The 12,304-nt window shown below is 73.5% G+C and carries 9 protein-coding genes; 5 read left to right on the top strand and 4 right to left on the bottom strand.

Annotation, left to right across the window (positions count from 1 at the left end):
- The first annotated feature begins 6 nt into the window (after positions 1-6).
- The gene (locus IH09_RS30615) at positions 7-1,332 is read left to right on the top strand and encodes a zf-HC2 domain-containing protein (RefSeq protein WP_052860796.1); all 1,326 of its coding nucleotides are present in this window, start codon (positions 7-9) and stop codon (positions 1,330-1,332) included.
- A 120-nt stretch (positions 1,333-1,452) separates the two neighbouring features.
- On the opposite strand, the gene purU is transcribed toward IH09_RS30615, so the two are convergent.
- Together purU and IH09_RS30625 are read right to left on the bottom strand one after the other, a co-directional pair.
- A complete protein-coding gene (purU, locus tag IH09_RS30620) occupies positions 1,453-2,334 on the bottom strand; it encodes a formyltetrahydrofolate deformylase (protein ID WP_052860781.1) in 882 nt (293 codons plus the stop codon).
- A 32-nt stretch (positions 2,335-2,366) separates the two neighbouring features.
- A complete protein-coding gene (locus IH09_RS30625) occupies positions 2,367-2,825 on the bottom strand; it encodes an SCO4402 family protein (protein ID WP_052860782.1) in 459 nt (152 codons plus the stop codon).
- A 170-nt stretch (positions 2,826-2,995) separates the two neighbouring features.
- On the opposite strand from IH09_RS30625, the gene IH09_RS30630 reads away from it, so the two are divergent.
- The gene (locus tag IH09_RS30630; protein WP_052860783.1) at positions 2,996-4,312 is read left to right on the top strand and encodes an ABC transporter substrate-binding protein; all 1,317 of its coding nucleotides are present in this window, start codon (positions 2,996-2,998) and stop codon (positions 4,310-4,312) included.
- Between the two features lie 115 nt (positions 4,313-4,427).
- Here the strand turns inward: IH09_RS30630 and IH09_RS30635 are convergent, their stop codons facing one another.
- Together IH09_RS30635 and IH09_RS30640 are read right to left on the bottom strand one after the other, a co-directional pair.
- Entirely contained in the window at positions 4,428-6,431 is a 2,004-nt protein-coding gene (locus IH09_RS30635) for a hypothetical protein (protein ID WP_318279599.1), read from the bottom strand.
- Between the two features lie 496 nt (positions 6,432-6,927).
- Positions 6,928-8,325, bottom strand: a complete 1,398-nt coding sequence (locus IH09_RS30640; RefSeq protein WP_052860785.1) for a hypothetical protein — start codon at positions 8,323-8,325, stop codon at positions 6,928-6,930.
- Positions 8,326-8,818: 493 nt separating this feature from the next.
- On the opposite strand from IH09_RS30640, the gene IH09_RS30645 reads away from it, so the two are divergent.
- From IH09_RS30645 to IH09_RS30655, 3 genes are all read left to right on the top strand, one after another.
- Positions 8,819-9,490, top strand: a complete 672-nt coding sequence (locus tag IH09_RS30645) for a bifunctional DNA primase/polymerase (protein WP_052860786.1) — start codon at positions 8,819-8,821, stop codon at positions 9,488-9,490.
- A 168-nt stretch (positions 9,491-9,658) separates the two neighbouring features.
- Positions 9,659-10,579, top strand: coding sequence for an ABC transporter ATP-binding protein (locus tag IH09_RS30650; RefSeq protein WP_052860787.1), 921 nt, complete (start codon positions 9,659-9,661; stop codon positions 10,577-10,579).
- The gene (locus tag IH09_RS30655; RefSeq protein WP_052860788.1) at positions 10,576-12,213 is read left to right on the top strand and encodes a hypothetical protein; all 1,638 of its coding nucleotides are present in this window, start codon (positions 10,576-10,578) and stop codon (positions 12,211-12,213) included. The genes IH09_RS30650 and IH09_RS30655 overlap by 4 nt, the downstream gene beginning before the upstream one ends.
- Positions 12,214-12,304: the final 91 nt, after the last annotated feature.

The following is a 12,304-nucleotide window of genomic DNA, read 5'->3' on the forward strand; positions in this document are numbered from 1 at the left end:
GACGCTGTGCCCGGCGTGCCCTTCGGCCTGCCGCGGATACCGGCACCGCGTTCCGCCGCCGAGGACCACGGCCCGCTGCCCGACGTCGCACCCGCCCCCGGCCCGGTGAGCGGCCCCACCCGGACCGGCTTCGGGCACGCGCCCGCGCTGCCGTCCGGATCCCCGCCCGAGCCCGCCCCGGCGCCCCTCCCGTTCCCGGTCCCGGGCACGCCCGCCGGGTCCGCCGCGCCGCCGCACCGGGTCCTCAAGTCGCTGCTCGGCGCCTGGGCGCTGGCCGCCTGCTCCGCCGAGGAGACGGCCCTCGTCGAGGCGCATCTCACCGACTGCGCCTCCTGCGCGGACGAGGCGCTGCGGCTGCGCGACGCCGTCGGCCTGCTGCACCCCGCCGACAGCCTGGACCTCGATCCGCTGCTGCGCTCCCGCGTCCTGGCGGGCTGCCTCGGCCGCCGTCCGGCCCGTATCCCGGTGCCCGAGTGGGCGACTCCGTACGACGCCGAGACCGCCAAACTCGACGCGCTGCTCCGCGATATGGGCCAGGCCGAGTGGCGCGCACCGGTGCGGCTGCGCTGGTTCGAGGGCGACCGGCCGGTCGAGCGCGAGACGACCGTGGCCGGTGTCATCGGGCATCTGACGGCGGTGGACGGCATGGTCGCCGCCTCGCTCGGGCTGGCCGACCCGCTCGGCGCCGTCCCGCCGGACAACCGTGGGCCGACCGTCCGCACCGAGGCGTTCTGGCGGACGGCGCACGGCGAGCACCGCCCGTCGGCCGCCCACGGCCCGTGGCGCGAGCAGAGTCACACGCTGATAAGGACGGCGTCGTTCGGCGGCGCCCAGGTGGCCGAAACCGCCGTACCGTACGGCCATTTCGGCCTTCCCGTGCGCGACGCGTTCCTGGACCGCGCCTTCGAGTGCTGGGTACACGCCGGAGACATCGCGGACGCGGTGGACTATCCGTACGAACCCCCGGTCTCCGGGCATCTGCACCGGCTGGTCGATCTCGCCGCCCGGCTGCTGCCCCGTGCGCTGGCCCACCGGCGCCGGGCCGGGCTGGCCTCGCCGCCACGGCGGCTGGTCGAGGCGGGCACCCCGGGCCGTACGCTCCATCTGGAGGTCGAGGGCAACGGCGGCGGTGACTGGTTCATAGCCCTGGACTCCCCGGCCGCCCTCGGCACGCGGGAGCTCACCGTCGCGCATATCGCGCTGGACAGCGCCGAGTTCTGCCAGCTGGCCGCCGGTCATGTCGCACCGGACGAGGCCGCCGCGGGCCAGCACGGTGAACGCGAGGCGATCCGCGAGGTCCTCTTCGCGGCCGCCTCCCTGTCCCGCCTCTGACCGGCACCTGCGGGCGGGACGGCCGGGCCGGTCGGAGGACGGACCGGGCCGGCCCGCGCGAAGCCGGACGGGCTGCGGACTACGGGCGCGGGCTACGGGCTACGGGCTACGGGCTACGGGCTACGCGAAGACGACCGTGCGGCTGCCGTTCAGCAGCACCCGGCGCTCGCTGTGCCACTTCACGGCGCGCGCCAGCGCCTGGCACTCCACATCGCGGCCGATCGCCACGAGCTGGTCCGGCGTGACGCCGTGGCCGACCCGCTCGACCTCCTGCTCGATGATCGGGCCCTCGTCGAGATCGGCCGTCACGTAGTGGGCGGTGGCCCCGATGAGCTTCACACCGCGGGCGTGCGCCTGGTGGTACGGCTTGGCGCCCTTGAAGCTCGGGAGGAAGGAGTGGTGGATGTTGATGATCCGGCCGGACAGCGCCTTGCAGAGATCGTCGGACAGCACCTGCATATAGCGGGCGAGCACCACCAGCTCGACGTTCTCCTTGCGGACCAGTTCCAGCAGCTCCGCCTCGGCCGCGGCCTTGGTGTCGCGGCGCACCGGTACGTGGTGGAACGGGATGCCGTACGAGCCGACGAGCTCGGCGAAGTCCGTGTGGTTGGAGACCACGGCCGCGATCTCCACCGGCAGCGCGCCGATCCGGGAGCGGAAGAGCAGATCGTTGAGGCAGTGCCCGAACTTGGACACCATCAGGATGATGCGCATCTTCTCGTCGGCCCGGTGGATCTGCCAGTCCATGTGGAAGGAGTCGCCCACCGCGGCGAAGCCGGCCCGCAGGTTCTCGACGCTCGCCGCGGCGTCCGCGCTGAAGTGGACCCGCATGAAGAACAGGCCGGTGTCGTGATCGCCGAACTGCTGGCTGTCCTCGATGTTGCAGCCGGTGATGAAGAGGTAGCTGGACACCGCATGCACGATCCCCTGCTTGTCCGGGCAGGACAGCGTCAGGACGTACTGGTCGGGCCGACCGGGCTGGGGGGACTGCGACTCGCTCATGACCTCATAGGGTCGCACACCTGTGGGACCGGTCAGGCCGGGGAGTCCGCCCTGCGCGTCATGATGGCCAGGACCTCCAGCGAATGCGGCGGCACGTCCGGGTCCTCGCCGTCCGCCACCGCCAGCCGCACATGCGCCTCCCGGGCCGCCCGTACGGCCTCCGGCCAGGCGTGGTGCCCGACGTAGGCGGCGACCGGGGCATCCGCGCCCACCTGGTGCATGATGCGCAGCACCCGCAGCACGGCGAGGTCGACCAGGGCCGCTTCCTGGGTGTCCCGGAAGACCGTGCCGATGTATTTGTCGGCGGACCAGTTGTCCAGCCAGGTGTCCTCGACGAGGCGGTAGACCGCGTCGGTCACGTCTCCGTACCCGGGGAGACCGGCCAGCCAGGCTTCCTGCTGGAAGGCGGGGTCGGAGAGCATGTGCAGCGCGGAGCGCACATTGCTGCGCCAGCGCCACCACGGCATGTCTTTGAGTGGCATACCGCCCATGGTGGTCGAGCGGCGCCCGCGACGGGAAGACTTCTCCGAACCTTGCACAGTGTTCGATCGTACGTTCCCCGCCGATGGGCTGCGGCGGGCCCCCGGAGTTCACGACCGTGTCACTCTCCGTTGACCCGTCTTCACTCATCCGTTTCGAGCGGCGCGGAATCTTCCTGAGCATGACCGGACGGCGCCGTACCTTCCCCCGCCCCTTCCCGCCCGCGACCGCTTCGGCGGTGGCGTGTGCGGCGGCCGTCGCGTCGCTGGTGACGGGCTGCGGCGCCCTCCCCTGGGCCTCGGGCGACTCCGGGGACAAGTCGCCGGTCACGGTGATGACCTGGGCGCCGGAGGGCACCAAGGCGACCAATATGCCGGGAATGCCCGCCATGGCGCAGGCATACGCCCGGTGGGTCAACTCCCGGGGCGGTCTCGCCGGGCACCCGCTGACCATCCTGACCTGCAACGAGCGCAACGACTCGGTGGCCGCCGCCCGGTGCGCGCAGCGCGCGGTGGACGAAGGGGCCGTCGCCGTCGTCGGGTCGTACAGCCAGTTCGGCCGCTCGTTCATCTCGCCGCTCGAAGCCAAGGGCATCCCCTTCATCGGCGGCTACGGCGCCTCCGACGAGGAGTTCGCCAGCCCGCTCTCCTACCCCGTCAACGGCGGCCAGGCGTCGTTGCTCGCCGGGAACGGACGGCAGCTGGCGGCCGCCTGCAAGCGCGTCGCGCTGGTGCGGCCGGACACCCTCCAGGGCGACCGGATGCCCGAGCTGCTCAACTCCGGTCTGGAGAGCGGCGGCCGGGACCCGGCGAAGGACATCCGGGCGCCCGAGGACGGCACCGACTACGCGGACGCGGTGACGCGCACGCTGGACGGCGTACGCGCGGCGGCGGGCGGGACGGCGGCGGGCGGCTGTGTGACCGCCTCGCTCGGCGACCACACGGACGCCTTCTTCGACTCCTTCCGGCGGCTCCGGGACGACCGCGCCAAGGTGCGGATCTCCTCCGTCCAGGGCAGCGTGGACCAGTCGCTGGTGAACCGTACGGGCGGCCGGTCGGGGCCGCTGGAGGGCGCCTATCTCACCGGCTGGTACCCGGTCGCGAGCGACGCCCGCTGGAAGCCGATGCGCAAGGTCATCACCGATTTCGCGTTCGGCGACAACCGCATCGACCCGGCCGACCAGGGCGTCCAGACGACCTGGATCGCCTACACCGCGCTGCACGCCCTCGTCCGGCAGCTCGACGACGAGGGCGTCGAGGACATCACCTCGCACGCCCTCCAGACCGCGCTGGACCGCGGCGGCCGGGCCATCGACACCGGCGGCCTGACCCCGAAGCTGCGCTGGCGCGCCGCCGACATGCTGGCGGTACGGGACTTCCCGCGCATCGTCAACGCGATGGTGACCTACCAGACCGTCCGGGACGGCCGGGTGGTCGCCGCCCAGGACGGCTTCGTGAACGTCACGACGACGCTGGAGCGACGCCGCACGGGCGGCTGAGGAGGTACGGGACCGGCCGCGGATGACCGGGGCGGCCGGGGCCGGGAGCCGCGGGCCGGGGATCCGCCCGCCGCCCGGAACCGTCCGGCCCCCTCGCCGACCGCCCGGCCGCCGCTCAGAGCTGCTCGGGGCGGCGCTCCGTCAGACCGTACTTCTGGGCGATCGGGTTCCAGATCTTCGCCGCCTGCTGCTTGGCCTTGGTCGCCTCGCCGCTGGCGGTGTTGCCCTGGACGGCGCGCTCGGTGCCGCGGGCCTTGCCCTTGTGGCAGCCCTTGTCGCCGCCGACCTGGTCGGCCCAGGCCGCGTAGTGGTCGTCCGCCGCCGCGGACGACTGCCATGCCGTGGTCAGCGCCGCGGTCAGCTGGTCGTTGCCCGGGATCTTGTCGACGGGCAGCTGCTTCAGCCGGTTCACCAGATCGTTGCGCTGCCCGGCCGCGGACCGCAGGTCCTTGGCCGCACCGTCGAGGTTGTCGCAGCTCTTGATGTTCTTGACGGCGTTGACCACGGCGGAGCGGCTGCTGTTGCTGTCGCCGAGCAACGCCTCCAGGCCCTTGGCCTGCGCCTCGGCCGGATCGCCGGCGGACTGCGCCGGCGGCTTGTCCTTCGCCTTCTGCGCCGGCTTCTCCTCGCTCGTACCGGCGTCCGGCTTCTTCGCGGTGTCGTCGCCGCTGCCGCCGCTCAGCGCCCAGCCGACGCCGAGCCCCACCCCGGCCAGCGCGACCACGACGATGCCGATGACCAGGGCGGGCGCCGGTTTGCGGCGCCGCCCGTCGTGGCCGTCGTCGTACGACGCCTGCGGCTCATGGCCACCGCCCTGCGGCGGGACCGGCTGCTGCCCGTGGCCCGGCCGGCCGAACGGCGGCCGGCCCGGCTCCTCGAAACGCGGCAGCTGCGCGGTGGAATCCGGGGTCGCGGCCGGTCCCGGCGTACCCGGCCCGCTGCGGAACAGCCCGTCGAACTCGGCGGGCGTAGGCCGCTCCTCGGGCGCGCCGGGGCGGCTCCCGAACGGTGCGCCGGGCGGCGGGGTCGGGCCCCCGCCCGGCGGGGGCGGCGTACCCGGGCCGATCGGGGGGATCAGCTGAGTGGGCGCCGAACCGTCCACCGCGCCCGCGGCGAGCGGCTGGGACTGCCCCGGGGGCGGGCCCTGCTGCGGTTTGACGCGGCGCAGCATCGTGGTGGACTCGCCGGGCGTCTCGGGCCGCGCGTGCGCCCCGGGCAGCGGCGCGGCGCCCGGTCCGCCCGGCTGCGCGCCGATGGGCGGTATCAGCGCGGTCTCCTCCGCGTCGCTCACCGCGGGCGGCAGCGGCGCACCGGGCTGCGGGGTCGCCGGTACGAGCTGCCCGGAGGCGGCCTGCGGCGGCTGCTGCCCGTACGCCTGCGGCTGGTGCTGGGGAAGCTGCTGACCGTACGTCTGCTGCCCGTGCTGCTGGGCGAAGTTCTGCTGATGTCCGTAGCTCTGCTGCTGGGCGAAGTTCTGCTGCCCGCCGTACGACTGGCCCTCGGGCGGCAGCGCGCCGGGGGCACCGGGGCCGTCGTGCGCGGCGATGGGGGGCAGGAGGGCCGTCGCCTCGGCGTCCGCGGCGGGCGGGGGCGCCTGCTGCGCCATCGACGGCGGCGGCATGGGCGGCACCGGCGGCTGCCCCTGGGCCGGCGGGAACGCCCCGCCCTGCGGCGGGAACGGCTGTTGCGGCGGGAGCGGCTGCGGGGAGAAGGACTGCTGCGGTGCGAAGGGCTGCTGCGGCATGGGGGCCTGGCCGTAGGGCTGTCCCTGCCCCTGTCCCTGTCCCTGCCCCGGTATCTGGTGGGAAGGCTCCCCCTGAGGGGAGAACTGCCCCTGGTGGGGAGGCTGTCCCTGGACGGGCGGCTGCCCCTGGGCCGGAGCCTGGCCGTACGGCTGAGCGCCTGGCTGCTGGCCGCCGGGCTGCTGGGCGGTCTGGCCACCGGGCTGACCGCCGGAGTGCTGACCGGGTCCCCAGGGCTGGCCCCACGGCTGGCCGGGTGGCGGAGCGGCCTGGTGGTCGGGCGCCCACGGCTCGCCATGGGCGGGCAGCACACGGCCCTCTCGTGCGGGGCCGGCCGCAGAATTCTGCGGGTCCTGGCCCTGTCCGCTCTGCCTCACCGGGACTCCTACCATCGCGCAGACCTACGGAATCGTCGGCTCACGCTACCGGTTCGCAGCGGCGTTCGACCATGTCGCCTGGTCACCACCCCCGCCCTCCCCAAGGGGCGGCGGGCGGACCCGGGCCTCCGGTCCGCCCGCCGCGGACGGCCAACTCCCCACCATCCCCGCCATCCCCGCCATCCACCGATATCCCCGGCATCACCGAATATCCCCGGCACGCCGTCCTGTCCCCGGCCGGCCCCGCGGGCTTCTCCGGACCGCTTCCCTTCGCCGCCCCTGTGCCCGCATTCCTCGGGCGGAACGGCTGGGGGCTTCTGACGGATCTCCGTGGCGGAAGGAGCGGTGCCTGGTGCGTGCGATCGCAAGTCGCCGGGATGCCTTCACAGCGGAGCCATGGGGACATCCCGGCAACGCCGCGTGGGGGTACCTCCCGGCAGCAGCCGGGCGAGGGCGTGCCAGGCACCGCGACGCCGCGGAGACCGACAGAAGTCCGCTAGGCCGCCGCGACGGCCTTCAGCTCCATCCGGGCGCTGAATTCCCGTACCACCGGTTCGTCCCGGTACGGTTCGAGCCGCAGCTGGAGGTCCTCCACGTACTCCGCGCCGCGGTCCGAGCGCAGTCCGCTCAGCAGTTCCACCGCCTGCGTGCCCGTATAGCAGGCTTGCTCGATCTCGCGCTGCTGCGCCTGGGCCCCGGCCAGCAGCACCAGATCGATGGCGCGGCGCCGCACCCGGCCCTCCGGATGCCCGTCGAGCGCCTCCTGCGCACGCTGGCCGGCCGGACCCGGCTGTCCCAGGTCCCGGTGGCAGTGGGCGAGTTCATCGGCCAGGTACGCCTGGTCGAAGTGGCTGATCCAGGCCGGGTCGTCGCCCGCTTCGGACGCCGCCTCGGCGCGCTCCAGCGCGGCGACGGCCCGGCCGGCCACCGTCTGGAAGGCGCGGCCGTCACCCAGCAGCGCGTGTCCGCGCGCCTCCGCCGCGAAGAACATCGCCTCCACCCGCGGGGTGACCTGGCCGCGGGCGCCCTCCTGTGCGGCGCGGGCGAGCTGGGCGATCTCCCGCGGATTGCCGAGCGAGGCGGCGAGATGGCTCATGCTCGCGGCCAGTACGTAGCCGCCGTAGCCGCGGTCGCCGGCCGCTTGGGCCAGCCGCAGCGCCTGGATGTAGTAGCGCTGCGCGAGGCCGGGCTGACCGGTGTCGACGGCCATGTAGCCGCCCAGCTCCGTCAACCGCGCCACCGCCGCGAACAGTTCGCGGCCTACGGATTCGCGGTACGAGCCCGCCAGCAGCCCCGAGACGACGCTGTTGAGGTAGTGCACGACGACCGGCCGGACGTGGCCGGCGCCGAAGCGGTGGTCCAGCTCGCCGAGCGCCGAGGTCATGGCGCGGACGGCCGCGACGTCCGAAAGGCCGACCCGGGCCCCCGCGTTCCGGGCGACCTGCGAATCGGCGCCGGTGATCAGCCAGTCGCGGCTCGGCTCCACCAGCGCCGAGGCCGCCACCGTCGAACCGCTCAGGAAATCGCGGCGCCCGACATCGCTGCGCCACAGCTCGCAGACCTGCTCGATCGCGCCGAGAACGGTCGGGGAGAACTGGAGCCCCACCCCGGACGCGAGGTTCTTGCCGTCGGCCATCCCGATCTCGTCGATGGTGACCGTGCGGCCCAGTTTGCGGCCCAGCGCCTCCGCGATGACGGCCGGGGCGCGGCCGCGCGGCTGCTGTCCGCGCAGCCACCGGGCCACGGAGGTCTTGTCGTACCGCAGGTCGAGGCCGTGCTCCGCGCCGCACATGTTGACGCGGCGGGCGAGCCCGGCGTTGGAGCACGCGGCTTCCTGGATCAGCGCTTGCAGCCGCTCATTGGGCTGCCGCGCGACGAGTGGCCTGGCGGCCATGCTTGTACCCCCTGTTACTGCGGCGCGTTCACCGTCGAACGCCGTTCCCTGCGATCAATTCCCCACAGATATCCCGGATACCCGAGACTTCCGGGACATCCTGAATACGAGTGATACGAGCGATACGCACTTTGCAAGGGATGCAAGGGATAGACGGAAAACGAGCGGTTTGGGCGGTACCCTTTGCATCCTCGTGCGAAGCCGGCCCGTATCCGGACCCGTATCCGGGTCCCAGGAGTTGACCTGCGGGATGAGAATGGCGCGCGGTGCCCACGTACAGATCGCGGCGCCGCCGTGCCCGGGACTGCCGGTGCACCGGGGGCTGCCGTCGGGCGGCCTCTCCGCCCGTCACGCAGGTGGCTACCCGCTCCCCGGACCACGTCCGCATACGCGCCCCCGCCGATGCACCCATGCGCCCTACGTGCGAGAACGATGCGCCGGGGCAGCTTCGGGCAGGCCGTAACCCTTGGTGACAGCCAAAGTTGACCCCTGCATGGAAGAGACCATCGGAGTCACAGCAGTCACACAGCTCCCACGGCAGCGGGACGAGCAACTGCTCGACGCTGCGGTGCGTTACGCGGAAGAGCGGCACTGGGACGTATTCCCCGGCGCATGGCTGGAGCACGACAGCGGAGCGCCCCGCTGTTCGTGCGCCGATGCCGGTTGCACCGCGCCCGGCGCACACCCCACCGCGCCCGGCTGGACGGGCCAGGCCAGCGGCAGCGCGAGCGCGGTGCGCCGGATGTGGACCAAGCAGCCGGGCGCGTCGATCCTGCTGCCGACGGGCCGGACGTTCGAGGCGGTCGACGTACCGGAGACCGCGGGCTGCCTGGCGCTGGCCCGGATGGAGCGGCTGGGCCTGCCGCTCGGCCCCGTCACCCGCACCCCCGGCCGCCGGATGCTCTTCCTCGTACTGCCCGGTGCGGCGGCCAAGGTGCCGGACCGGCTGCGGGGTCTGGGCTGGTCGCCGGCCGGCCTCGACCTGGTGTGCCGCGGCGAGGGCGAGTACATCGCCGCGCCGCCGACCCGGGTGGGACCGTACGGCTCGGTGCAGTGGGCGCGCCGCCCGACCGCCACCAACCGCTGGCTGCCGGACGCGGACGATCTGATCAGCCCCCTCGCCTACGCCTGCGGGCGGGACGCGGCGGCTGCCCGCGGCGCCTGATCCGCCCGCCGTCCGCCGTCCACCCGCCCGCGTCCGCACCCTCTCCGACCCGCTGCCGCACGCCGTCACGGGTACCCGCCACCCGGCACCTTGTAAGGACATTGCACGTATTGTGGGCGCTTGACGGGGGCACGACCGCCCCTGCGGGGACGTCGAAGGGCAGGACCGGTGGCAAACGAGCCGGAGCACATAGGTCAGCGGAGCGAGTCGGCACCGCCGGAGAACGGGGCGGCCACTTCCCAGGGTGAGCCGCAGGGAGCGTCTAGGGGGGACGCCGTTCAGGGGGGCGCGACGGCGGCCGGCGGCGGGGCCGCGGCCGGTCCGCCCGCGGTACGCATCCAGGGGCTGTGGAAGAAGTTCGGCGACCAGATCGCCGTCAACGGCATCGATCTGACGCTGCCCGCGGGCCGTTTCATCGGGCTGGTCGGCCCCAACGGCGCGGGCAAGACCACCACGCTGTCCATGGTGACGGGGCTGCTGCGGCCGGATGCCGGAGTGGTGGAGATCGGCGGGCACGACGTCTGGCGTGACCCGGTGGCCGTCAAGTCCCGGATCGGCGTACTGCCGGAGGGGCTGCGGCTCTTCGAACGGCTCTCGGGCCGCGAACTCCTGGGCTACATGGGGCGGTTGCGCGGGCTGCCCGGCGACGAGGTCGACAAGCGGGCCGGTCAGCTGCTGGACGTGCTGGACCTGGCCGGCTCCCAGAACAAGCTGGTCGTGGACTACTCCACCGGTATGCGCAAGAAGATCGGGCTGGCCGCCGCGCTGCTGCACAACCCCGAGATCCTCTTCCTCGACGAGCCCTTCGAGGGCGTCGACCCGGTGTCGGCGCAGACCATCCGCGGCGTCCTGGAGCGCTACACCGGCTCCGGCGCGACCGTGATCTTCTCCAGCCATGTGATGGAACTGGTCGAATCGCTCTGCGACTGGGTCGCGGTGATGGCCGGCGGGCGGATCCGTGCCGACGGCCCGATCGCGCAGGTGCGCGGCGACGCGCCCTCGCTCCAGAACGCGTTCCTCGAACTCGTCGGCGCGCAGGGCCGCGGCGCCGGGCAGAACCTGGACTGGCTGGGCGGCGGCGCCCGATGAGTACCCGATCCGCCGCCCCGGCCGCGCCCCCGGCCGCCGCGCCGTCGCTGACCCCGGTCTTCGTACGGCTGAAACTGTCCCTGCTGCGCAACGGGCTGCGCCAGTCGACGGGGCGCACCCTCGCCTACGTGGCGTCGGTCGTCGTCGGCCTGCTCTTCGCGGCCGGTGCCATGGCCGGGCTGATCGCGTTGCGCGGCAATGCGCACATCGGCTCGCTGGCCGTGCTGCTCACCGGGATCGTCACGCTGGGCTGGGCGGTGATGCCGCTGTTCTTCCCCACCGGCGACGAGACCCTCGACCCGACCCGGCTGGTCATGCTGCCGCTGCGGCCGCGCTCGCTGATCGTCTCGCTGCTGACCGCGTCGCTCATCGGCATCGGACCGGTCTTCACCGTGGCGCTGGTGACCGGCTCGGTGATCGCGGTCGCCGACGGTCCGGTCGCCGCGGTCGTCGGCGTACTCGCCGCCATCCTGGTGGTGCTGGTGTGTGTCTCGCTGGCGCGCGCCGTCGCCACCGCGTCGGTGCGGCTGCTGACCAGCCGCCGCGGCCGTGATCTCGCCGTACTGGGCGGTCTGTTCATCGCGATCGGCGCCCAGGGCGTCAACATCGCCGCGACGAAGCTGGGCCGCCCGGACGGCCTGTCCGCGCTGGAGCCGGTGGGCGAGGTGCTGCGCTGGGTGCCGCCGGCCTCCGCGATCAGCGCCGTACAGGACGCGGGCCAGGGCGCGTACGGGCGGGCCGTGGCCGGTCTCGCGCTGACCGCGCTGGCGCTGGCGCTGCTGCTGTGGTGGTGGCAACGGACGCTGACGACCGTGATGACCTCGCCCGACTCCTCCACCCTCCAGGCGGCGGGGAAGGACAGCGGGCGCAGCTCCCAGCCGGGCGACCGCGGACTGGCGCGGCTGCTGCCCGGCGGGCGGACCGGCCCGGTCATGCTGCGCATGATGCGCTACGCCTGGCGCGACCCGAAGACGAAGATGGCCTGGGCGATGGCGATCGGCGTCGGCCTGATGGTGCCGGTCGTCTCGTCCCTCCAGGGCAACGGCACCATCTACACGTCGTTCTCGGCGTCCGCGCTGCTCGGCATGCAGATGTACAACCAGTTCGGGCAGGACACCTCGGCGTTCTGGATGGTCGCCTCGACGATCTCCACACCGCGGGACGCCTATCTGGAGCTGCGGGCCCGCGCGTTCACGCTGGCGCTGGTGGCGGTCCCGTTCGTCACGGTGGTCGTGGCCGGTACGGCGGCCTTCATCGGCCCGTGGTCCGACTTCCTGGAGGTGTACGGGCTCTCGCTGGCCCTGCTGGGCGCGCTGCTGGCCACCGGGGCGCTCGCCTCGGCGCTCTTCCCGTACTCGATCCCCTCGGAGGGCAACAAGAACGTCGCTCCGGGGCAGGGCTCCATCGCCTGGTTCAGCCTCTTCGGCGGCATCGTGGTCGGCAGCCTGCTGAGCTCGCCGATGCTGGCGCTGACCCTCTGGCTGCATCTGGCGGACCTGCACGGCCTGTTGTGGATCCTGCTGCCGGTCGGCGCGGTTTACGGAGTGCTCATCGCCCAGCTGGGGCTGCGGGTGGCCGCGCCCCGGGTGGCGCGGCGGCTGCCGGAGATCCTGCAGGCGGTCAGCAAGGGCTGACACATCCGACGGAAGCGGGCGGGGCCGGGTCCTGACGGACCCGGCCCCGCCTTTTCCACACCCTCCGCGCTGCCGGGGAGCCACCGCACGA

Origin of the sequence: Streptomyces celluloflavus (assembly GCA_000720995.1) — a bacterium.
In the GTDB taxonomy this organism is placed as follows: Bacteria; Actinomycetota; Actinomycetes; order Streptomycetales; family Streptomycetaceae; genus Streptomyces; species Streptomyces celluloflavus.